The organism is Pseudomonas sp. 1L-C-7-B-C1 (genome assembly GCF_057291635.1).
In genome coordinates, this window is the sequence record NZ_JBXAWH010000015.1 from 40049 (window position 1) to 62233 (window position 22185).

Consider the following 22185-nt stretch of genomic DNA (forward strand, 5'->3'; position numbering starts at 1 on the left):
AAGTCAAAAAACCGTACACAGTCAATTATTTGGCGTACATATTTTGGCTATGGACCAAGTGTCAACCGAACAGATGGTAAACCTTTGCCGCGCTTTTCGCTCGCTGGATCTGCGACATTTCGTCGACGATCGCTTGACGTTCGCCCACAGCTACGTCAATAAGCTTGCGATAGACGCCTAGCAGCTCTTCCAGATTGTTTCGCAATTCAGGCTCATCGTTGCTCGCCTGGTTGATGACTTCATCGACGCAGGCCCGGCAGGCCATATCGAGCTGGCCGATTGCCTCCCAGTCACGCTGCTCGAGGGCATCGACCAAGGCTTCACGGGTTTCTTCGATTCGCTTGAGTGCAACGCTCATGGGTGTCTCCTTCAGAGCACGGGCTGTTGTTCGCCGATCCCGTCCCAGCCTTCCTTGACCGTGGTCAGCAGGCCGCTGACTTCATCAAGGATCTTCGGATCGGATTTGATGTTCGCTTCTGCCAGACGCTTCATCAGGTACACGTACAGATTGTCGACATGGGCCAGGGCTTCCGCCTGCTTTTCCATGTCCAGACCTTCACGCAGACCGCCGATGATTTCAATCGCCTTGCCAATCAACAGCCCTTTGGCGGGGATGTCCTTGCGCTCGATGGCGCCCTTGGCCTGGGCGATACGGTCAAGGCCGGCTTCCATCAGCATCTGTACCAGACGGTGTGGCGTGGCCACTGCAGTCTGGGCATGTGAGTTGACCTTCTGATACTGACGAAGGGCTGCCATACGGTTCATTGTCTTACCTCGCAAAACTCGAAGTTTCTATAGTGAGGGTATCGACACCGCCTGAAAAAACTTTAAGGCCAGATGCCAAAAACCCGGCACCAGGGCCGGGTCATCTTCAGCGCGCCAACGTTTACGCGTTTTTCTGCGCGTTGAGCGAGTCGAAGAACGAGGTGATGCTCGTCGCCGAGGCTTTCAACTGCCCCACCAGCAAGTCCATCGCGTTGTATTTGGCGGTCAGGGTGGCCGTCAGGGTCGTGACGCGCAAATCGAGTGCGGCTTGCTGATCCTGAAGGTTGCTCTGCTGTTTGTTCAGGCTGGTCTTGCGGGTGTCGAAAATGCCACCAGTCTGGGTGTAAGGCGTGACAGCCGCGTTCATCCGTGCCAGCAAACCGTTCTTGCCGTCTCCGGTACCGGTGAACAACTGCTGAACGTCACCCGCCAGCCCCGCATCCATCGCGGCGGTGAATTTCTTGTCGTCCAGTGTCAGCTTGCCGTCGCTCTGACCGGTCGTGATGCCCAACTGAGCCAATACCGACAGCTCGCCTGGCGCACCCGTGGTGACCAACTCTTTGCGCAACGCCGAAATGATCGCTCGCGGCATTGCGTCGCCGGTCAGCGAGGCCGGCGTGACCGTAGCGCCGGTCGTTTTGTCCGGGGTGTCACTGACCGAAGCTTTCGTCACCGTGGTCACGGCACTGAGCACCGCGTTGTAGGAATCGACAAAGGCCTGCAGTGACGCCTTCAGGTTGTCGGTGTTGGTGCTCACCGTCACCGTGGTGGTGGTGCCGTTACTGCCGGGCAACAAGTTCATTGTTACGCCACCAAGGGTCTTGTCGACCGTGTTGCTTTTGCTCGTGACTTGCAGTCCATTGATCGTCAAAGAAGCGCTGACTGGCGGCTCGCCAATGTAACCGGCCGACGAAGCGGAGGTCGCATCAAGCTTGTCAGTTTTACCGATGGTGAAACCGGCAATGCTGCTGCTGGTGGTGATCTCGGAATCAGCACCGGTCACTGTCGAGCCGAAAACCAGGCGCGTGCCCTTGTCGTCCGTGATGATGTTGGCACTGATGTTGGTGGTTTTCGTGTCTTTATTGATCTGCGCCGCGACCGAGGCCAGGGTGGCCCCCTCCGGAATGGTGTAAGCCTTGGAAATGCCATTTTGAGTGAGGGTAAGGTCCCCACTCGGAATGGCACTGGTAGCACCGCCGGCGAATGCAGCCGTGGCGACGCTCGAACTGGTGGCGACTTTATTAACTTCGATCGAATAGGTGCCGGGCACTGCGGTGTTATCCGAGCTCACGGTCATCTTGGTTTCGTCGGAAGACTTCGCTGCGTAGCCAGTGAATTGCAGTTTACTGGTGGTGCCGGACGGCGGATTGACCAGCGCCTGAAACGCCGACATCGCCGATTGCAGCGTGCCGATGCCCGACAGCTTGGTGGTGACCAGCTTGGTCTGGGTGGTGATCTGGGTTTGCTTGGCGGTTTTGTCGGAATTGACCAATGCGGTCACGATTTCACCGATTGCCAAACCCGAGCCGAGGCCTGTAGCAGGTGTAATTGGACTAGCCATGTGAATCTCCTTTCAGTTGTAGTCAGCATGTTGACGAGCACGCTACGCCCAAAGGCAGCGTTCACGTTTTGTGCCATTTAAACTTTCGCGTCGAATAACAGGCTGTTTGCGTTCTTCAGACTGTCGGCGAGTTTCAACGCTTCAGCGGACGGCAATTGCCGCACTACTTCACCTGTTTCCGTGGCGATCACTTTCACTACCACTTTCCCCGACTTGTCGTCGATGGAGAATTCCAGGTTGCGATGAACCGACTGAAAGAACTGTTCCATTTGCTTGACGGCCGCTTCCAGTTCTTCTGACTTCTTGCCTGGGTCTGAGTCTTTACTTGTCGACGTCTCGGACTGCGCAGAAGCAGCCGGAGCAGAAACGACTTGAGGCGCCACGGCTGGCTTGTCAGCAACCACAGGCACCGCGGGCAACGACTGGACCATCGAATAAGACAAATTGAGCCTGCTACTTATGTCCATGTCCACTCACCTCTTGAACGTAAAAAGCGGGAGAGCACGCAAGCATACTCCCCCGCCAAACTCTAACCGTTATTACTGAAGCAGTTTCAGAACAGCGGATGGCAGCTGGTTAGCCTGGGCCAGAACAGAGGTGGAAGCTTGTTGCAGAGTCTGTTGTTTGGTCAGGTTAGCGGTTTCAGCGGCGAAGTCGGTGTCTTGAATACGGCCCAGTGCAGCAGTGGCGTTTTCGTTAACGTTTTGCAGGTTGGAAATGGTGCTGGTCAGACGGCTTTGCGAAGCACCGAGGTTTGCACGAGTGCTGTTGATCGTTGCCAGAGCAGCGTCAATTGCAGTGATTGCGTTGTCGATGTTGGTGCTGGCGGTGGCGCTGGTGCCAGTGATCGCAACCGAACCGCTTGCAACCGACAGGGAAGTAGCGTCGAACTTGGAGCTCAGAACCAGGTCGATGCGGTTAGCCGAGCCAGTGCTCGAGCCTACTTGCAGGGTCATGGTGCCAGCCGAACCGTCCAGCAGGTTTTTGCCGTTGAGGTTGGTCGAAGACGAGATACGAGTCAGTTCGTCGGACATCTGACCGAATTCAGCGTTCAGAGCGGTACGGTCAGCCGTGCCGTTAGTGTCGTTTCGCGACTGAACAGCCAGTTCACGCATACGCTGCAGAATGTTGGTGGACTCTTGCAGAGCGCCTTCAGCGGTTTGAGCCATCGAGATGCCGTCGTTGGCGTTCTTGATTGCTACGGTCTGGCCGCGGATTTGCGACGTTTCGCGGGTTGCGATCTGCAGGCCGGCTGCGTCGTCTTTAGCGCTGTTGATTTTCAGACCGGAAGACAGACGAGTCATCGAAGTCGACAGTGCATCGGAAGCTTTGGACAGGTTCTTCTGAACAGCCAGGGAAGCTACGTTGGTGTTTACGCCTAAAGCCATGATGAATTCCTCGTGAGTTGTTTGCTGCGGCTATCCGGCCCTGGCAAGCGCCGGGTGTGGCCTAGAGAACCTACGTAATGTTTATCGTCGCGGTTGCCAGGAGCTTGAGGGCTTTTTCAAATTTATTTGCCACCAGAGCGCCACCCCCGCATTTTGTTGTCCGGGGATACACAACGTTTCGGCGCACTCCCCGGAAGCTTTAACCTGACCCGGCGATTTGTTAACCAGTTCTCAAAAGACGGGCGCCCCCTGCGGCGCGCCCGGTGTGGTAGCCCTCTCTATAGAGAGGCTTGGGTTATTGCAGGAGCTTCAGCACGGCGGCTGGTAGCTGGTTGGCTTGGGCCAGGACCGCTGTGGAGGCTTGCTGAAGGGTTTGTTGTTTAGTCATTTCCGCGGTTTCAGCAGCGAAATCGACGTCTTCGATCTGACCTCGGGACGCGGTGGCGTTTTTGGTCATGTTCTGGAGGTTTTCCATGGCGCTCATCATGCGGTTCTGATTGGCGCCGAGGTCGGCGCGTGCGGAGTTGATCTTGCCGATCGCCTTATCAAGAGCCTTAATGGCGTATTCGATGTTTTCGGTACGGGCAGGTTTGTTAAGTGCCTCATCTGCTGACTTCGCATCAGCAAGGATTTTCTCGGCGTCAGTCACCGCCTTTTTGGCGAGATTAAGGGTGTCGACTTCCGCTTGGGTAGGCGCTTGGATACCTGCAAAAGTCGCCTCAGCTGCCATGAGCCCGGTCTTCGCCGTTTCAATGTCGGTCGCCATCTGCGGCGTGACAGTGTTGACGATGTTGCGCGCCCCACTGCCGTCAATTGAGAGCGGCGTGTAATCACCTTTGACGATGGCCGCCGAGCCCGAATGTGTCGCAGTTGCAGCAACAGCCGCGCGATCTTCAGTCGCCACAAAGATTGATTCGGAGGAGAAGTCGTCCCCCAACGTAAGGCTGATCTTCTCAGTAGCCCCGACATTCGCACCAATCTGAAAACTCAGTTCGCCCGCACTTCCATCTAGCAAATTTAACTCAGCGCCGAACGTTGTACCTTTGGCAGTTCTGGATACTTCGGCCGTCAGCTTCAAAAACTCGGCGTTCAGTGCATCCCTTTCTTTCGGGCCTTTATCACCGTTGGCGGCCTGCACGGCGAGGTCTCGCATCCGCTGCAAGTTATTCAAAGACTGATCCAACGCTCCTTCAGCCGTTTGAATAATGGATATAGCCGCCCCCGCATTACGTGTCGCGACAGTCATGCCACGTATTTGAGTTGTCAGTCGAGTGGCAAGCTGCAATCCAGCAGCATCGTCCTTGGCAGTATTGATGCGCAGCCCTGATGACAGGCGGGTCATCGCAGTGCTCAGCGAATCGGAAGACCGATTCAAGTTCCGCTGAACAGACAGCGACGCAATATTGGTGCTTACAGTTAAAGCCATTTTTAATTCCCTCGTTGATAGAAACGGAGGGTTCTCTGATGTCGGGGAAGTCCATTTCTCCCGGAGAACCTACAGTCCCGGTATCGACGATCTGCACATGGACTTTAACAACAAACACTTCCCGAAGGCTGTACTACCACTACACTTGAAGGGTAATAAAACAGCTAAGTTATTCACTGGACTGAATATTAAAAAAACTGAAAAAAAAGGCCCTTACGGGCCACTTGATTCAGACAGAACTGAAACTAACGTAGGAACTTTCTCTGGCTTTTCTGCATTTGGAAAAGGTCAGATCTCAACAAACTCCACCTCAAGCCAATCCGCAACTCCCAACCAATCCTGCCGCTCCTGGCAGGCCAGAATCGCGCTCAACACCCTTCCCCATTCAGCCTGTCTCTCGGCGCAGACCCCTTCCATCAGCGGCATAGACCGGTCGATCAGCTCGACCATCTTAAGCGCGCCTTCGATATCGCGGCCCAGGCGAAACAGCTTCGCGCAGTCGCGGGCTTCTTCTATGACGTCTGCAGGCAAGGTCATGGCGCGGTCCAGTCGGGGTCGAAGTGGGCGCCGGCGATCAACGCACCGTCGCGGCTGGTGTTGAGGAACGTGACCTGCGGGTGGCGGGCGATGAAGCGTTCGAGTTCGATGAGGTAGCTGCGGAAGTTGAGCTGGGTCTTGACCTTGTTGCCACGGCCGTCGCGGACCCAGTGTTTGGCGACGCTCAGGGCAGGCCCCAGGTCGCCGTCCTCCCAGCCGGTGTGGGTCTTGCCGCCGGGGAAGGCGAAGTCGGCGCCGAACAGGGTGATCCGTGAAGCGCCCATTTTGACCGCGAGGTCTACCGCCGGGTGAATGACGCTGCCGGCGACATGCAACGTGGCTCTGGAAATTTCTTCACGCAGCCGGGCGTACAGCGGGCTGGTGGAATAGCCGACATAGCGCGGGCCTTGCCATGCCTCCAGCATTTGGGCGTCCTGGCCCGGCACGTAGACCAGCGCGATGTGTGCAGAACCCTCGGCGGGCAGATGCCGCGGGGTGATGCGGTGGTCGATGCTCACCACAACATCCGGTGTGATGCCCTGATTGCGCAGCGGCACGTAGGCCGTGTCGACGCAAATGATCAGCGGGCGGTTCGTGCTGTCTGACGTGATCAAGAGGCGCGGCAAATGCTGTTGCAGACTCGGTCCCGTGGCGATAACGAACACGTCGCGCCCGGGTTGAGTGCCGAACAGTGCAGCGACGTCGGTGTCCCCTTGCAGCAGCGCCCTGCCCTGTTCCAGCAGGCGCGCGTTGTCGGGGGTATCGGCGGCGAACGCCTGATTGTTGAAGCCGACGTGCACTTCGCTGACCAGCCGATCGCGGATCCGTGCGCTGCTGTCGTCGGCCAGCACCAGCTCGGCGGGCAGCGCGAAGAACGGCAGTTGAATCTCGCTGCGGGCATCGGCGTACGCGAGGTTCACGCGCGGGTCGGACAGCCAGTCATCCTGTTCCAGCAGTTGGAGCACCAATGAGAGCAACGCGCCATTGAGGATATGGACGTGCAGCGCTTGCAGAGAGTGTTCGCCTAGCAAAACCCTCTGCAGATCACCGAGGCCGGTGCCATAAAGGTGCACGACGGGGCTGTCGGTGGGGAGGCTTTTTGCCTGGGTTTGCGCTTCGCCGAGGCGATCATGGCGGCTGGTGAGCTGGATGCCGCCAATGCTGAGGGTCGATTGTCGACCTTCGATCAACTGCGCAGGAATGGATTCGGTATTTTCGGCGCTCAACCGCTGGGCCACGTCGGGCCAGCGCTGTTCGATCACGGCGAGGTTGCGCTGGAGAATCTCGCTCATGACGGGAGTCCTTTTCCGATGGGAGGTGCAGAAAGCAAAACGGCGACCTGAGTTATCAGCGTCGCCGTTGTGCAGGCTGGAGGCAGCCCGGTGATTCGCTGTCAGGGACGATAAAGGATCGCTGAGCCCCACGACAAGCCCACGCCGAAACCACTGACCGCGATGCGCTTCCACGTAGCATTCATGACGTGTTTTTCCAGCAGCAGCGGAATGCTGGAAGACACTGTGTTGCCGGTCTCGAGCATATCCTTGACGAATTTCTCTGGCGACGTGCCGTCCTCGAACCGACGGGCGACCGCATCGACGATGGCCGCGCTGCCCTGGTGAATGCAGAACGCATCAACGTCGGAGGATTGCAGGCCGGAGTCTTCGAGCAATTCGTTGAGGTGCGCAGGCACTTTGACCAGCGCGAAGTTGAACACCTGACGCCCGTTCATGTAGAACGCGCCGTCGGTGGTCTTGAGAAACTCTGCGCCCGAGCCGTCGGTGCCGAACTTGGATTTGCCCAACTGCCACGGGGCGTCGTCGCTCATCCAGGTCGCGGTGGCGGCATCGCCGAAAAGCATGGTGGTGTTGCGGTCTTCCGGGTTGACGATCTTGGAATACGGGTCGGCGGTGACCAGCAGGCCGTTTTTCAGGCCGGTTGCCTCCATGAAGCCTTTCAGCGCATAGATGCCGTAGACGTAGCCCGAGCACCCCAGGGAAATGTCAAACGCGGCGACATGGGTCGGCAGGCCGAGTTTGTGTTGAACGATGGCGGCCGTGTGCGGCAAGCCTTCTTCGTCGCCGTTCTGGGTGACGACGATCAGGGCGTCGATGGCGTCCCGCGACAGCCCGGGGTTGTTGGCGAACAGCTGGTTGACCGCTTCGACGCACAGGTCCGAGGTTTCCTGGGTGTCGTCTTTGCGCGGCAGAAAAGCGGAACCGATCTTGCCAAGGATGAAGTCTTCATCCTTTCCGAATTTGGCACCCTGGGCGTAATTGTCGACGCCGGCTGTGGGCACATAACTCGCTATGCTCTTGATGCCAATCATCATGGCTTCCCAATAAAAAACTGCTGAACATCACCCGGCGCGGTTAAGCGGGGCGTTGAAAATCCGGGGCTTGCGGCTTGAAAAAAGGCGACGTACACGCCAAAGCGATACCAGAATCGCTCTGGAATCGGCCCGACGACGTCACGGCCCGCCAACACGATACAGTGAAGATGCCCGTTATGACCCACAGGTCACCAAAAGTTTTACAAGCTTTTAGCTGACCGACGGGTGCTGCGCAACATCAGATCGCCGCTCAGACAGCCAATTGACATGAAGATGTCACGGGATTGTGGCGGGTCGGCGAACACCCGCGTGGCTCTAGTGGGACAAGCTTCAGCCGGGACGAGGCCCTGAGGTACAGCGTCATTTTTGCGGGATGACGCCTGCCTTTTTCCCGGCTAAAGCCGGTCCCACATTAAAATCCACTGCGGCGAATGCACCGGCTCCTTCGCGAGCAAGCTCGCTCCCACAGATTTTGCGTGCGCTGAAGATAATGGTCCCTCTCGCAAGCTCAGTCGGTCGCGCGAGTGCTAACCCACCCCATCCCAACTCAACGCAGTCCCGCGTTTTAGCGGGTGCCGGGCTTTGCGCCCCAGCACGGCATCGATGTGTTTGGGCGCCAGGCCGAGGCCGGGGCGGATGGCGCGGATGTTGTCCGGGGTGAAGGCCTCGCCCTCGGCGATGTCCCGCACCACGTACAACGACCGGCGGTATTGCAGCGATTTCTGTTCGGCTTCGGTGGCGCCGTATTGCACGTGGCCCATGCCTTGCCATGCGCGTTCGGTTTCGATGACCAGGCTGGCCATTTCCGCCGGTTCCAGGGAAAAACTGGCGTCGACCCCGCCGTCGGCGCGGTCCAGGGTGAAGTGCTTTTCGATGACCGTCGCGCCCATGGCCACCGCAGCAACCGACACGCCAACGCCCATGGTGTGATCAGACAAGCCCACCTGGCAGCCGAACAACCCGGCCATATGCGGAATCGTGCGGACGTGGCTGTTGGCCGGTGTGGCCGGGTAGGTGCTGGTGCATTTCAGCAGCACCAGATCCTTGCAGCCTGCGGCCCGGGCCGCGCGCACGCTGTGGTCCAGCTCGGCGATGCTGGCCATGCCGGTGGAAATGATCATCGGTTTGCCGGTGGCCGCCACCTTGCGGATCAGCGGGATGTCAGTGTTTTCAAAGCTGGCGATCTTGTAGGCCGGCACGTCGAGGCTCTCGAGAAAGTCCACGGCGGTCTCGTCGAAGGGCGTGGAGAACGCCAGCAGCCCCAACTCTTTAGCCCGGGCGAAGATCGGCGCGTGCCATTCCCACGGCGTATGCGCCTGCTCGTACAGCGCATACAGTGAGGTCCCGGCCCACAGGCTGTTGGGGTCTTTAATGAAGAACTCGCCCTCGGCGATGTCCAGGGTCATGGTGTCGGCGGTGTAGGTTTGCAGTTTGAGGGCATGGGCCCCGGCTTTGGCGGCCGCCTCGACGATACGCAATGCCTGATCCAGCGACTGATTATGGTTGCCGCTCATCTCGGCAATGATGAACGGCGGCGCGTCGGGGCCGATGGTTCGCGAACCGATCTTGAAAGAGTTCATCGTTGCTCACTCGCTGCATTGACGTCGGCCGGCACTGGGTCCGACGCTAGAGATAAGAACGGGCAGCGGCTCATGCGCCCTGCCCCTTTGCCGCGTTATCGGCCACCTTCGCCAATGCATCAGCGATACGCCGGGCACCAAGGCCATCGACCAACAACCTCGACTGCTCAGCGAGCGTCCGGCGTAAGGCTGCATCGCCGCAAAGCTGCTCGACGGCGGCGCGCAAACGCCCGGCCTCAAGCTGCACATGGGGTCCGAGATACACATGCACACCGGCCTCGGCCAGCAATTGCGCATTGAGCTGCTGATTGTTCGCCACCGAAATACAGATCGTCGGCAACCCCAGCGCCGCGCGCTCCCACGTAGTGCCGCCACCGGCGCCGATAAACAGATCAGCCGCCTGCATCCGCGCGAAAAAATCTCCGGTCAGGCTGTGCAAACGCCACTCAGGTCTAGAAGCAGCGAGATCGCTCATCGCCTGCCAGTGGGGGTTATGCAAACCGGCGACGAAATCCACCTGCAAGTCATCTAACCCCTGAAGCGCCTGCATCGTAGCGTAGACCTGCCCGGCCGCATCGAAGCCACCGAAGTTGACCAGCACCCGCTCCACACGCGGCTTGATCGCGATGGGCTCGCATTGAAACTCATCGCGGAGCAGGGCAAATCGCGGCCCCAGAAAGGTCTGGCAATCAGGCCCGACCCAGGCGGCATAAGGCTGATCCAGCGCTTGAGCGCTGTAATTCTGGTCCAGCAGCACATCCACCGCATGGGGCCGATTGGCAAGATCATCAATGGCCATCACCCGATCGGCGAGACCGCGCGCCGCCTTTTCCCATCGCGCATCCAGGCCGTAATGGTCGACGATCAGCCAGTCAAAGGGCGGCTCATGCTCAATCTCTTCGGCAAAGGCAGACAGGTCCGCCTGCCATGGCAACGCCGCTTCGATGTCCTGATCTTCTTCAGCGCCATAGCGTGCCGGCAGCGCATAGGTGGCATAGCCGTGATCCGCCAGCCGCTGGAGCAAATGCCCAGGCAACTCGCGGCAGGCAAAGCGCACGTCAGCGCCATCCCGGCGCAGCACATTGGCGAGCGTCAGGCAGCGGGCGATGTGGCCGCTGCCGATGGTCACCGAGGCGTCGGCGCGAATCAGCACGCGCATCAGTCCAGCTCCCCGCCGGCCTTGAGCGCGGCGTAAAGATACTCCGCGCGCAGCCAGTCTTCCGGGCTGTCGATGTCCTGCACCAGATGCCGGGGCAGAATCACCGGCAGGCTGAGTTCGGAAAAAACCGTGTCGCCGCGCCGCCAGGCATCGCTGCGGCCCCAGTAGAACTGGCCGGCGTCCTGATACGCCACCGGCAGATCCTGAGAACGCACGCTGCGAAATTCCGGGTGCATGGCGCTCAGGCTGCCGTCGTCGCCAATCAAGAGGGCGCGCTGCACCGGGAAGCCGAAGCTGCACACCGAAAACGCATAGGATTTTTCCGGCGCCGCTTCGAGGGCTTGCACGCCCTGGCGCAGATATCTCCCCTGTAACAGCGGCGCGGTGGCGTAAATGCAGCATGTGTAATCAAAAGGATCATTGAGGGCGCCGATCGCGTGCTGGATCACCGCCGCTGTGCCGGTAAACGCATCGGCCAGCTCTGCCGGGCGCATGAACGGCACGTCAGCGCCGTGGGCACGGGCGACGTTGGCGATTTCTTCATCATCAGTGCTGACGATAACCTGATCAAACACCCCGCTCGCCAGCGCAGCACGAATGGAATGGGCGATCATCGGCTCGCCGTTGAACAGCTTGATGTTCTTGCGCGGGATGCGCTGGCTGCCACCCCGCGCGGGAATAATCGCGACGGCGCTCATGGGCGTGGGCCTGTCATGGATGTGTTCCCATCAGTCGACTGCCCGGCCCGTTTTGCCAAGCACTCGACGCAGCTGATCAACGACGTAATCCTGCTGCGCATCGGTCATCGCCGGGTACAGCGGCAGGCTGATGGCCTGGGCGTAATAAGCCTCGGCTTCCGGGAAATCACCCGGCTTGAAGCCCAGGTCGCGGTAATAGGGCTGCAGATGAACCGGAATGTAATGCACGTTCACGCCGATGCCTGCCCCGCGCAAACCTTCGAAGACTTGACGATGACTCAGCGCAATCAGGCCGGTCTGCAGGCGCACGACGTACAAGTGCCACGCGGAATCGGCCTCAGCTTGAGCGGTCGGCAAGGTCAGCGGCAGGTCAGCCAGGAGCGTCTGATAGCGCGCTACCAGCTCGCGCCGCCGGGCCAGAAAACTGTCCAGTTTCCCCAACTGCGAAAGCCCGAGCGCTGCCTGCATGTCAGTCATGCGGTAATTGAAGCCCAGTTCGACTTGCTGGTAATACCACGGGCCGTGGCTCGGCTCGTCCATCTGCGCCGGATCACGGGTCATGCCGTGGCTGCGCAGGCGGCGCAAGTGTTCGGCCAGTTTGGGGCTGTTGGTCAGCACCATGCCGCCTTCGCCGGTGGTGACTATCTTCACCGGATGAAAGCTGAACACTGTCATGTCGGCGAATTCGCCACAGCCCACCGGGCGCCCGGCGTAATGCGCGCCGACCGCATGGGAGGCGTCTTCGATCACCACAAACCCATAACGCCGGGCCAGCCCGGCGATGGCGCGCATGTCGCAGCTCTGGCCGGAAAACGTCACCGCCACCAGTACCTTGGGCAGCGTGCCGGTTGATTCGGCGGCTTCAAGCTTGCGCGCCAGGGCATCGGTGTCGAGGTTCCAGGTCAGCGGGTCGATGTCGACAAAGTCCACATCGGCGCCGCAATAGCGCCCGCAGTTGGCCGAGGCCAGAAAGGTATTCGGGCTGGTCCACAGCCAATCGCCCTGCCCCAGTCCGGCCGCCAGACAGGCAATGTGCAGCGCTGCCGTGGCATTGCACACCGCTACCGCGAAACCCGCTTCGCAGCGCTCGGCCATGGCGGCTTCAAAGCGCTCCAGGGTCGGGCCCTGGGTCAGCCAGTCGGATTGGAGCACCTCGACGACGGCATCGATATCCGCCTGATCAACGCTCTGCCTACCGTACGGAATCATGGCTTGACGTCAGCGTGCAGCTCGCCGATCTGGCGGATCGACAGGAAGTCAGGGTTGGTGTCGGAGCGGTATTCGAACTCATCGTGAACCGCCCTGCCCTGTGCGCCTGTCGCGTCGACTGCAAAATCGGTGTCGACGTTGTTAAAGCGGATCGACGGCACGATGGTGTAGTGGTCGTCGAATTCCAGGGTCATGCGCGCGTCGTCCTGGGGCACCATCAGCTCGTGGAGTTTCTCGCCGGGACGGATGCCGACGATCTTGTGCGGCAGGTCCGGCGCCATGGCCTGGGCCAGATCAACGATGCGCACCGACGGAATCTTCGGCACGAACACTTCGCCGCCGTGCATGCGCTCAAAGCTCTGCATGACGAAATCCACGCCATGGTCGAGGGTGATCCAGAAGCGGGTCATGCGCGGATCGGTGATCGGCAGTTCAGCCGCGCCCCCGGCCAGCAGCTTGCTGAAGAACGGCACGATAGAGCCCCGGGAGCCAGCGACGTTGCCGTAGCGCACGACGGAAAAACGCGTCTGCTCCTCGCCACCGATGTTGTTGGCGGCAACAAAAAGCTTGTCCGACAGCAGCTTGGTGGCGCCGTACAGGTTGATCGGGCTGGCGGCCTTGTCGGTCGACAGCGCCACGACCTTTTTCACGCCGTTGGCGATGGCCGCCGAAATGATGTTTTCCGCGCCGTTGACGTTGGTGCGGATGAATTCGGTCGGGTTGTACTCCGCCGCCGGCACGTGCTTGAGCGCCGCCGCGTGGACCACGTAATCAATGCCGCGCATGCCCTGCTGCAAACGGTCGGCATCGCGCACGTCGCCGAGGAAGTAGCGCATGCACGGGGCGTTGAATTCCTGCTGCATTTCGTACTGCTTGAGCTCATCCCGGGAGAACACCACCACGCGCCGGGGCTGATAACGCGCCAGCAGCGTGCGGATGAACATGCGACCGAACGAGCCGGTCGCGCCTGAGATGAACACTGATTTGCCGTTGAACATGAGGGAGTCCTTTGACCTGGAGCGACATTGAGCCTGCGACGGTCCGAACCGGATGCGGCGCGGACCGGGTGCGGCCTTAAGCGATCAGTTGCGACCAGTCTGCCGTGGACGCCGTGTCGACCGTGAAACCGCGACCGGACAGGCTCAGGTTCTGGTTATAGGCCAGATCATGAGCAAAGGCCCCGGCCCATTTGTCCTGCAGGCGTGCCAGTGCCAGGGGCGCCTGGGCCGTGCTGCCCGAGTGGTAGACCTGGACCTGCGGCGTCCAGACCGTCAAATAGCCGTTCTGGCCGATCTTCAGGCAAAAATCCACCACCGCGTAAGCATCGCCGAAGTCCGACTCATCAAGCCCGCCCACGGACTCGAAAAGCGCTTTGCGCACCATCACGCAGGCACCGGATACCGCCGAGTAATTGTGTTCCAGCACCAGGCGCTGCAGGTAACCACTGGCGTCTTTGGGCTCACCGACAAAGGCCGAGCCGACGCCGCTGTTCATGCCCAGAATCAGGCCCGCGTTCGTCACCGCGCCATCCCGATCGACCAGTTTGGGGCCAACCACGGCCACTTCGGGGCGCATCGCGTGATTGAGCAGGGCGTCGATCCAGTTGGGGTTCACCACTTCGCTGTCTGCCGACAGCAGCACCAGATATTCCCCTTGCGCCTGTTGCGAGGCTGCGTTGTACAGCGCGGCTTCGCTGAGCGCGACGTCGCTGCGCAGGATCCGGATGCGAGGGTTTTGCTGCTGGTGGTCCAGCCATTCATGAACCTGCGGCGACTGGCTCAGGTTGTCGACGATCAGCACTTCGTAGCGCATGTAGCGTGTGCGTTGCAGGACCGCCGTCAGGCAACGCTGCAACGACTCGAGATTGTCCTGGCTGGGAAGGATTACCGTCACCAATGGACGCTCGCTGTGCCGATAGTCGATCTGCCAGGTGCCAGGGCGAGCCGAGGTGACCTGAGCCTTGTAACCCAGTGCAGTCAGGTAACGCGTCAGTGCCAGGCGTTCGTCGCCGTTATCGGCCGGCTCAGAGGCATCGGTGATCAGCAATGGCTCGTCCAGGTGCGCCAGCCACGACGGCCCGCCCTTCTCGATGATTCGCAGCAGCAGCTCGAATTCCAGCGCGCCGGTAAAGTCCGGCGAATACCCGCCTGCTTCCAGCAACACCTCCTTGCGGATCAGCCAGTGGCGCGCCATCTGCGCAGGGTTGCGCAGCAAGAGGTCGAGGTTGAAACCAGGGCGCATGACATCCTTCAGGGTGCCATTGGGCTGGCGATGGATTTCGTCGGCCGCCACGGCACGAACATCATCGGCCCCTTGTAACTCAAGTGCTGCGCGCAACAGGCCGCCTGGCAGGAAGCGGTCACCCGCCTCCACCAGCAGCAGCCAGCCGGAGGCGATCTGCCGCGCAATCTGGTTGAGTTTTTCGACGTAGTTGCTTCTGCTGACCTTGACGAAGTGCAGCGTGTTCTGCACGGAAGTGGCCACTGGCGGCTCGCCGGTGGTGAACACAACGATTCTGAACGATGTGCAGGCACCCTCGATCAGGCTGTCGAGGGTGCCCTGCAATTTGCGCAGGTCATCGTCCAGGTCCAGCAGAAAAATGCCGAACTGCGGGCCAGCACCCTCGGCCGCCAGGCGCGCATTGCCCCTGGCGACGACGTCCGCGTCTGGTCGACGCAGCTCCAGCCAGTTCAGCAAGCGGCCGGAGGCGGTGGCGTGCAAAAGTTGCTGCCGATCCTGGGAGCCCACCGCTTCCAGCCGATGCAGCCACTCAGTCATGCCGCGGGCTTCGTCGGGTTCGTTGAGGTGAGCGAGTCGCTCGGCCAACTGGGCGACCACAGCCTTGTTGAATACGTTGATGTCCAGCGCTTCCCACAATCGCTCGGTGATGGTCTGCGGGGTGTCGTTGTCATGGAGCGTGAGCAATTCCTGCTGCGAGACCCACAACCCTTCCAGTTCGTCATGCTGTACGGCACCGGCGGGGAGCGCGCCGATCAGGAATTCGATCTCGGCCAACCGATCAAAGAAGGGCTGGTTATAAAACGGCATCTCGACGTACTGGTTGGGGCCGAATCGCCGGACCGGGCCGCTCAAGGGGCTTTTCCAGGTGGACTCGACGATCCGTTCGTGGGCAGCCGCGGTGTCGTCCCGCACGCACTTAAGCAGTGTGTTGAAGCTGTCGAGCACCAGAGCGCGAGCCCCGGTTGCATCATGGCCGAGGGGTGAAGGCGACATTGACACGAGGAAGTCGGCGAACGACTCACGGGCGGCGCGGGACACAGCGTCGGCATCATTCAGCGCGGCGATCACCTGACCTTTTTGACGGGCCGGCGCGGCGTTCACCTCCCGGACGGCATACGGCAGCGGCAACAGCCGACCCTTGCCGCTGGCGGCCAGGTACCAACCCAGGCCGATGTCCTGCCAGACCGCAGCGGCGGTTTTCGGGACGGCGCTGTACCAGTGACGCAATAGCTCGGTCCGCGTGACTGCATGCAAGGGGGAGATGAAGGCGGCCATGGCCTGCTGGATCCGGTCTTCGCTTCGCTCGGCAGAGATATCTTCGCGGACCTTCTTGTCGCGGCGGAAATAATCGACCTGGTTGTCGGCGGCGCGATAGCTCAGGGAGTAGCCGTGGCAAAACCCATATTCGGGGTGGTCCTGCAAGTAGCTGACGCTCTGCGCCAGCGCGTCTTCCATCAGGAAGTCATTGACGTCGGCAAGGGTGACGAACGGCGTGGTCACCAGGCACAACGCATGGGCGAACGTGTCAGCGGTGGTTGCGTCGGCAAATTGCGGGACATGCAGATAAGTGACGTTCGTGGCCGGCGAGTCATCAGCGGCAGGCGCCTCGATCGATGCATCGAGGACCAACATCGGACCGGCGTAGGCCCGGTAGTACTGCAGGGTGCGGCGTAGAAAATCAGGCTGATTCCGGGTAAGCACCACCAACGTATTCTGCTCGTTGGCCAAAGCTGTTTTTTTGACGCTGGATCCTTCGGTCGTAACCCCGGACATTGCCCTTCCCCACCCAAATAGAAGTCGAGGTCGGTATTACCGGCCTCACGCGCCCTCCCTCGCGCCGGAAAAGCGCGACGAACAGCAGATTGGAAGGTGGGATTGCAGGAACCGCGCCAGCTTGACGCGGCCAAGCGCCACTGATTTGGCAGAGGGTTCAATCCGCCAACGGCACCGGCGGGTGCCGCCTGACGTTTTTATCAGTCGGCCAGCCAGCCGTTGACCCAGTACTGCAGATTGTCGCCGCGCAGCATGAAGTCGCGCATCACCACGTCGTGCAACTCGTCGCCCATCCGGTAGCTGGCCTGCGGGTCTGCCAAGTGCATGCGGATCGCTTCCAGCCACTCTTCCGTGGTGTTGGCCGTCAGACGGGTGCAGGGCAAATAGCCCCGGTACGCTTCGGTGTCAGTGCAAATGACCGGATAGCCACAGGCGCCGTACTCCAGCAGCCGCAGGTTGCTCTTGCAGTCGTTGAAAATGTGGTACTCGAGCGGCGCCAGCGCCAGGTCCAGATTCAGGCTGGACAGCTTGGCCGGATAGGCCTCCAGGCTGACCGCCGCGTGGAACTCCTTGAGATAGGGGCGCAGTTCCTGCGGGCACATGCCGAAGAACACCCAGTCCACCTCGTCGGCCAGCTCGCGAATGACCTGGGCGATCACCTCCAGGTCGCCGCCGTGGCTGGTACCGCCGCCCCAACCGACCCTGGGTTTGAACGAGGTCCGGCGCTGGGCCCGGCGGCCGGTCCACAGGTGCGGTGCCAGCATGTTCGGGACCACGCGAATGTCGTGGTGCATCGACGACAGCGCGTTGCCCAGCGCATGGGTGGACACCACGACCCGATCGCACAGGCTGATGCCCCGCTTGACCACCGCCTCCAGATTGGTCGGCATGTGCCGGCCGTGGGCGTTTTTCTTCGGCACGCTGATCACGTAGTCATCGAGCTCGAAAACGCGCCGGGCATTGGAGAAGGTCTTCAGCCGCACCGTGTCCTCCATCGACGCCTCGTGATAGCGGCCCTGCAACACAATCACGTCGGGCGTGCGGCGCTCCAGTTCGATCGTGGTCGGGGCGTCATACGCGATCTGGCCGATGATTCTGTCAGCGGCCGACAGCTCGATGAACGGCTGGGTCACCCGGTAATGGCCGACGGCCGTGGCGTTCATCGGCAAGGCCAGTACGCTGGGCAGCGAGCGTTCGGAAAACGGCGACCAGCCGGTGCGCAGGCCGGGGTCCAGACGAAAACTGTAAGCGTCCAGGGTCAGGCTCGGGTTGTACGCAGGATCCCGCGCAATGATCGGCAGCCAGCGCAGGTAAAGGGTTTCCAGCTCGCGGGTCTGGCGCTGTTGCGCCTGATCGTCGGCTGCTGCGACCGGCGCGGTGCCCAGGGCCATGACCGCGAACGGTGTCCACACCACGAGATAACCGTGCTGGCGCACGCGCAGGCACAGGTCCACTTCGCTGAACGAGTCGGCGAACGCGTCGGCGTCCAGCGCGCCGACCTGCTTGAACACCGACGTGCGCACCATCAGGCAGTCACCCCCCACCGCGCTCAAGTCCTGAACCACTTGCAGCCGTTGCATGTAGCCCGACGCACCCAGAGACTCACCGTAGAAAGGCGTGGCTGCCGAATTCTGCAGACCAAGGATCACCCCGGCGTGGACGATGGCGCCATTGGCATCGAACAGCTTGCCGCCGACCACACCGACTTCCGGGCGCTGTGCGTGGGTCAACAACTCATCCAGCCAGTCGCCCTGGGTCACGACCGCGTAGGGATTGAGCATCAGCAGGTACTCGCCGCGCGCCTGACCGGCTGCGAAGTTACGCAGTGCCGTCAGACTGAGACGTTCGGCGCTGTACAGCACGCGGACCTTGTCGCTGCCCATGCTCGCCAACCCCTTCAGCCAGGCCAGTGCCTCGGGGCTGTCGCTGGCGTTGTCGGCAATCAGCAGCTCGTAATGGGCATACGCGGTTTTTTCCAGCAAGCTTTCGAAACAGCGCTGCAGCACCGCCAATTGGTTGCGATGGCTGACGATGATGGACACCCGTGGCGCTTGCCCATGCAGGTAATCAATGCGGTTGAGCAGCGGTTGGTTACCCTGGCGCATCTGGTGAGCAATGCCGCAGCGCTGCAAGTGCGCCTGCACCACCCGCGGGTTTTGCTCGATGACGCCGTCCGAGCCGAGCCACTGACCCAGTGCAAACTGGCTTTCCACCAGCAGATCAGCGACATGCCCGATGACCTCGGCACCCTCGCTTTCGACCAGCCGCCAGATCACATCGTGGGGCGCCAGCTCGCCAAATCCGGCATCGAACCCGCCCAGCGCGATGAACCGCTGGCGCTCGAATACAAGGGCTCGGCCGACGTACGGGTAACTGCGCAGGAAATCCAGGTTGAACGCCGGCTTGAACACCGGCTCTGCCGATTCACCCTCACGCAACGCGCCCTCGTCGCTGTACAGGCAGCGCAGCTCGGGCGAGGTGGCGATCCGATCGGCCAGCGTCAGCAGGGCCGGCGCGACCAGCCGGTCACCGGCACGCAGCAGGTAAAACCAGTCGGCCCCTTCCAGTTGCGCCAGCACGCCATTCAGCTGTTCGGCCCAATCGGCCTGCAATGGCAGTTTGAACAGGCGCTCGTCCCGCTCAGGATCGGTGACCGATCCCGTGAGCATCACCGTCAGCTCCGGGGGATAGAACTGCGCGGCCAGGCTGTCCAGCGTGAGGTTGCGTCGCGCGCTGCTGCCGTGTTCGTCGATGACAACCGCAACGATTTTGGGCTGCATCGGCAATCGGCGCAGCCGGTCTGGCAGCAGAACTTTCTGGTGTTCCGTGAAGGTCCGGCACGCCAGCCACTGCGCGTACAGCTCGGCAAAGCTCTGGCTGTCGACACCCACTTTGAGGGGCAGCACCGCTTGCTGGCTGCCCAGCGTACGACTCAGCGCCAGTTCCTCCCAGACTCGCGGGAGCCGGTCAGCGTGTTCCAGCTCAACGTAACGCACCCAGCCCTGGGCGGGCGGAGGCTCACTGGTGCGGGCCTTGAGCATGTCCACCAGCCAGGTCAGCTCGCTGGCGGCCGCCGTACGCATGGCTTGCTGCCGACTGAGGCGCTCCGGGTGCAGACGCTCGACGCTCAGGACTTGATTGAGCACGATCAGATTGCCGCGACGCAGCAGGCAGGTGTAAAGCGCCAGATCCAGCATGGCGACGAAGCCCTGGGCGCTGCCAGTCAGGGCGGGCAGCAGCTCTTCAAGGTCCGCGCGGCGAAACATCGCGCTGGTGAAGCTGCCCAGGAAGTTGGACGGGAAATTCTCGAAGATCGCCAGCATGTCCGTGCCAAGGAACAGAGAATTCTTGGGCGCAACCGGAGTGTTTTCCAGACGGGATGGCAACTGAATGCTGTCGGCGTCCCACAGAAAGCGCTGGGCCAGCACCAGATTGACGTCGGCATTGGCATCAAATGCCTGCGCCTGCATCGTGATACAGCCGGGAAACAGGCGATCATCGTCACACAGAAACTTGACGTACTCGCCCGTGGCCTGAGAAAGGCAGTTCAACAGATTGCCGACGAAACCCAGGCGCTGCGGGTTGCGCACGTAGCGCAGTTCGACCGTGGTCAGGGCTTTCAGACTGTCGACGATGTCGCTGATTTCATTGCCACGCGAATCATCGCAAACGATGACTTCAAGACGCTCGTAGCTCTGGGTCAAGGCGCTGGCCAGGGCCGTCTGGAAAAACTGGGGGTTGTAGGCAGGGATGACGATACTGACGAGGGGAACTGAATTCACGGGCAGACTCACGAGCGGCGCCGGCCTTTGTCGCAAAGGTCCGGCCTAACCGCTGACAATAACGGTTGACGCTCAGCGGACACGAACGCCGGGGTCAACCGGCGTGCGCGTCCAGTGGGGCAATCACAGTTTGCTGAACAGATTCAGCGCTGACAGCTGGGTGAAGACCAGTTGAGACGCTTGCAACATGGTTTTCTGCAGGGTCAGGCGGGCAATGGCGTCAACCGGGTCAGAGGCGGTGATGCTGCTGGACTCGTTGGAGCCGTTGTCCAGCAGGTTCTGGTTGGTCACGCTCTGGTCGGTCGCTGTTTTCGCACGCGCACCACCGTCGCTGACCGCGTCGTTGATCTGGTTGGCAGCGCTGGTCAGGTTACCGATGGTCGACGTCAGCGTGGCCTGCAGTTTCTGCTTGGCCACCGGGTCACCGTCGACCTTGCCGTTCAGCGCGGTGATGACGCTGGACAGGGTGTTGAGGATGTTCTGGTTCTGCTGGCTCGCTGGCTGCGCAGTGAACTGGTCGCCGCTGGCCAGGGCCACCGGTGATCCGCTGAAGGTGAACGTGACACCTGACGCGACCGCCTGATTGGCCACCGGCGTGCCGGTCAGGGTGCCGCTCGACACCGGCTTGCTGGTGGCAGCATCGTAGGGCGCCGCGTACAGCGCAAAATCCGTGGCGCTGCTGAAGCGAATGATTGCGCCGCCCGAGGGAAACGTCTCGTTGAATTTGGTCTGGTCGGTGACCTTGGAATCGGTGACCACCGTGGTCGACGGGTTTCCCGGCAAACGCGACGTGCTCACGGTGCTGTTGGACACCGCCAGCGTGAACGTGTGGCCGGCCACGGCGGTGTCGGCCTGGGCCGAGTTGCCGTACTGGGCATCGGTCAGATTGACGTTCAGGTCAATTTGAAGCCCTCGAAAACCGACGGTCTGGTTGGCGGCGCTGGTGGACGTGAACTTGCCCGCCGACGAGGCTTCTGCCGTGACGTCGGTGCCGTCTTTGTCGAGAATCTTGAACTGGGTGCTGCTCTGGAACGAGATGCTGTAGGGCTCCCCAGGGGTGAATTTGGTGTTGTACTCAGCCGAGTTGGTCACGCTGCCACCGGACAGCGCGATCACGTTGTCATTGACCGCCGGTGAGGTCAGGGTCATTGAGGTGCGCGTGGTATTGATCGCCTGCTCGAAGGCATCCCAGCCAGTGGTGTTGCTGGCCATGGTGATGCCACTGCCGACTGCCAGCTGATTGCGGGTCTGATCGCCCTGATAACTGTAGGTGCCGTCGGTGCTGAGGGCGTAGGGCGCCGTGGTGCCCTTGGAGCCGGAGAACAGATAAGTGCCATCGGCGTCCTGGCTGTTCATCAGGCCCAGAATCTGCGTCTGGACTTCTTTGAGCTCGGCTGCGTTGGCCTGACGGTCTTTGTCGGTAAACGTTGCGTTGCCCGCGGCCAGTACCAGTTCCTGCGCCCGCTGGATCGCCGATGTCACGGCGGTCAGCGCGGTTTCGGTCTGCACGACACCGGTGTTGATGGTGTCGATGTTGGATTTGTACTGATTGAGCATCGTGCCCATTTGCTGCAATTGCAGCACACGGCCGGCGCCCACCGGGTCATCGCCAGCGGTGTTGAGCTTGACCTGACTGGCCACTTCATCGCCGGTCTTGGTGACGTTGGCATAGGTGCGCGAGTAGTTCGCCGCACTGGTTTCGTAAAACTGGGTCGTTGAGATACGCATGGATTACGA

Annotated in this window: 17 protein-coding genes; all 17 read right to left on the reverse strand. The window is 60.9% G+C overall.

Features of this window, described 5'->3' with window-relative positions; genetic code table 11:
• Window positions 1-61 precede the first annotated feature (61 nt).
• The 17 genes from fliT to AC0Z8Z_RS21865 all read right to left on the reverse strand — a co-directional run bounded on the left by fliT (window position 62) and on the right by AC0Z8Z_RS21865 (window position 22176).
• Window positions 62-358 carry a flagellar protein FliT gene (fliT, locus tag AC0Z8Z_RS21785; protein WP_122624327.1) on the reverse strand — a complete coding sequence of 99 codons (297 nt, stop codon included), beginning with the start codon at window positions 356-358 and terminating at the stop codon, window positions 62-64.
• Between the two features lie 11 nt (window positions 359-369).
• Window positions 370-765: a flagellar export chaperone FliS gene (fliS, locus tag AC0Z8Z_RS21790; protein WP_122534871.1), complete on the reverse strand. Its 396-nt coding sequence runs from the start codon at window positions 763-765 to the stop codon at window positions 370-372.
• Between the two features lie 121 nt (window positions 766-886).
• The gene (gene fliD / locus AC0Z8Z_RS21795; protein WP_485620466.1) at window positions 887-2326 is read right to left on the reverse strand and encodes a flagellar filament capping protein FliD; all 1440 of its coding nucleotides are present in this window, start codon (window positions 2324-2326) and stop codon (window positions 887-889) included.
• A gap of 77 nt (window positions 2327-2403) precedes the next feature.
• Window positions 2404-2793, reverse strand: coding sequence for a flagellar protein FlaG (locus tag AC0Z8Z_RS21800; RefSeq protein WP_122534869.1), 390 nt, complete (start codon window positions 2791-2793; stop codon window positions 2404-2406).
• Between the two features lie 72 nt (window positions 2794-2865).
• Complete coding sequence (locus AC0Z8Z_RS21805; RefSeq protein WP_037011586.1) at window positions 2866-3714, reverse strand: flagellin domain-containing protein; 849 nt, start codon at window positions 3712-3714, stop codon at window positions 2866-2868.
• 295 nt (window positions 3715-4009) lie between these two features.
• Window positions 4010-5140, reverse strand: a complete 1131-nt coding sequence (locus tag AC0Z8Z_RS21810; RefSeq protein ID WP_485620468.1) for a flagellin N-terminal helical domain-containing protein — start codon at window positions 5138-5140, stop codon at window positions 4010-4012.
• A 288-nt stretch (window positions 5141-5428) separates the two neighbouring features.
• Window positions 5429-5677: a hypothetical protein gene (locus tag AC0Z8Z_RS21815; protein WP_485620469.1), complete on the reverse strand. Its 249-nt coding sequence runs from the start codon at window positions 5675-5677 to the stop codon at window positions 5429-5431.
• On the reverse strand, window positions 5674-6969 hold the full coding sequence (locus tag AC0Z8Z_RS21820; RefSeq protein ID WP_485620470.1) for a motility associated factor glycosyltransferase family protein: 1296 nt from the start codon (window positions 6967-6969) through the stop codon (window positions 5674-5676). The genes AC0Z8Z_RS21815 and AC0Z8Z_RS21820 overlap by 4 nt, the downstream gene beginning before the upstream one ends.
• Before the next feature lie 101 nt (window positions 6970-7070).
• Window positions 7071-8003, reverse strand: coding sequence for a ketoacyl-ACP synthase III (locus tag AC0Z8Z_RS21825; RefSeq protein ID WP_122624335.1), 933 nt, complete (start codon window positions 8001-8003; stop codon window positions 7071-7073).
• A 530-nt stretch (window positions 8004-8533) separates the two neighbouring features.
• Window positions 8534-9586: a pseudaminic acid synthase gene (gene pseI / locus AC0Z8Z_RS21830; RefSeq protein WP_485620472.1), complete on the reverse strand. Its 1053-nt coding sequence runs from the start codon at window positions 9584-9586 to the stop codon at window positions 8534-8536.
• A gap of 70 nt (window positions 9587-9656) precedes the next feature.
• On the reverse strand, window positions 9657-10745 hold the full coding sequence (gene pseG, locus AC0Z8Z_RS21835) for a UDP-2,4-diacetamido-2,4,6-trideoxy-beta-L-altropyranose hydrolase (RefSeq protein ID WP_485620473.1): 1089 nt from the start codon (window positions 10743-10745) through the stop codon (window positions 9657-9659).
• Window positions 10745-11443: a pseudaminic acid cytidylyltransferase gene (gene pseF / locus AC0Z8Z_RS21840; RefSeq protein ID WP_485620474.1), complete on the reverse strand. Its 699-nt coding sequence runs from the start codon at window positions 11441-11443 to the stop codon at window positions 10745-10747. Before pseF ends, pseG begins: the two co-directional genes overlap by 1 nt.
• Before the next feature lie 30 nt (window positions 11444-11473).
• Window positions 11474-12652, reverse strand: a complete 1179-nt coding sequence (pseC, locus tag AC0Z8Z_RS21845; RefSeq protein ID WP_485620475.1) for a UDP-4-amino-4,6-dideoxy-N-acetyl-beta-L-altrosamine transaminase — start codon at window positions 12650-12652, stop codon at window positions 11474-11476.
• Window positions 12649-13650 (reverse strand): UDP-N-acetylglucosamine 4,6-dehydratase (inverting), encoded by a 1002-nt coding sequence (gene pseB / locus AC0Z8Z_RS21850; protein ID WP_122534860.1) that lies wholly within the window; start codon window positions 13648-13650, stop codon window positions 12649-12651. The genes pseC and pseB overlap by 4 nt, the downstream gene beginning before the upstream one ends.
• A gap of 76 nt (window positions 13651-13726) precedes the next feature.
• The gene (locus AC0Z8Z_RS21855; RefSeq protein WP_485620476.1) at window positions 13727-16666 is read right to left on the reverse strand and encodes a TIGR00180 family glycosyltransferase; all 2940 of its coding nucleotides are present in this window, start codon (window positions 16664-16666) and stop codon (window positions 13727-13729) included.
• A gap of 200 nt (window positions 16667-16866) precedes the next feature.
• The gene (locus AC0Z8Z_RS21860) at window positions 16867-20448 is read right to left on the reverse strand and encodes a glycosyltransferase (RefSeq protein WP_485620477.1); all 3582 of its coding nucleotides are present in this window, start codon (window positions 20446-20448) and stop codon (window positions 16867-16869) included.
• Window positions 20449-20571: 123 nt separating this feature from the next.
• Window positions 20572-22176: a flagellar hook-associated protein 3 gene (locus AC0Z8Z_RS21865; protein ID WP_172612877.1), complete on the reverse strand. Its 1605-nt coding sequence runs from the start codon at window positions 22174-22176 to the stop codon at window positions 20572-20574.
• Window positions 22177-22185: the final 9 nt, after the last annotated feature.

Bases quoted from the DNA above. Each gene is read 5' to 3' on its own strand.
- fliT (WP_122624327.1), bottom strand. From the start codon at position 358: ATGAGCGTTGCACTCAAGCGAATCGAAGAAACCCGTGAAGCCTTGGTC.
- fliS (WP_122534871.1), bottom strand. From the start codon at position 765: ATGAACCGTATGGCAGCCCTTCGTCAGTATCAGAAGGTCAACTCACAT.
- fliD (WP_485620466.1), bottom strand. From the start codon at position 2,326: ATGGCTAGTCCAATTACACCTGCTACAGGCCTCGGCTCGGGTTTGGCA.
- AC0Z8Z_RS21800 (WP_122534869.1), bottom strand. From the start codon at position 2,793: ATGGACATAAGTAGCAGGCTCAATTTGTCTTATTCGATGGTCCAGTCG.
- AC0Z8Z_RS21805 (WP_037011586.1), bottom strand. From the start codon at position 3,714: ATGGCTTTAGGCGTAAACACCAACGTAGCTTCCCTGGCTGTTCAGAAG.
- AC0Z8Z_RS21810 (WP_485620468.1), bottom strand. From the start codon at position 5,140: ATGGCTTTAACTGTAAGCACCAATATTGCGTCGCTGTCTGTTCAGCGG.
- AC0Z8Z_RS21815 (WP_485620469.1), bottom strand. From the start codon at position 5,677: ATGACCTTGCCTGCAGACGTCATAGAAGAAGCCCGCGACTGCGCGAAG.
- AC0Z8Z_RS21820 (WP_485620470.1), bottom strand. From the start codon at position 6,969: ATGAGCGAGATTCTCCAGCGCAACCTCGCCGTGATCGAACAGCGCTGG.
- AC0Z8Z_RS21825 (WP_122624335.1), bottom strand. From the start codon at position 8,003: ATGATTGGCATCAAGAGCATAGCGAGTTATGTGCCCACAGCCGGCGTC.
- pseI (WP_485620472.1), bottom strand. From the start codon at position 9,586: ATGAACTCTTTCAAGATCGGTTCGCGAACCATCGGCCCCGACGCGCCG.
- pseG (WP_485620473.1), bottom strand. From the start codon at position 10,745: ATGCGCGTGCTGATTCGCGCCGACGCCTCGGTGACCATCGGCAGCGGC.
- pseF (WP_485620474.1), bottom strand. From the start codon at position 11,443: ATGAGCGCCGTCGCGATTATTCCCGCGCGGGGTGGCAGCCAGCGCATC.
- pseC (WP_485620475.1), bottom strand. From the start codon at position 12,652: ATGATTCCGTACGGTAGGCAGAGCGTTGATCAGGCGGATATCGATGCC.
- pseB (WP_122534860.1), bottom strand. From the start codon at position 13,650: ATGTTCAACGGCAAATCAGTGTTCATCTCAGGCGCGACCGGCTCGTTC.
- AC0Z8Z_RS21855 (WP_485620476.1), bottom strand. From the start codon at position 16,666: ATGTCCGGGGTTACGACCGAAGGATCCAGCGTCAAAAAAACAGCTTTG.
- AC0Z8Z_RS21865 (WP_172612877.1), bottom strand. From the start codon at position 22,176: ATGCGTATCTCAACGACCCAGTTTTACGAAACCAGTGCGGCGAACTAC.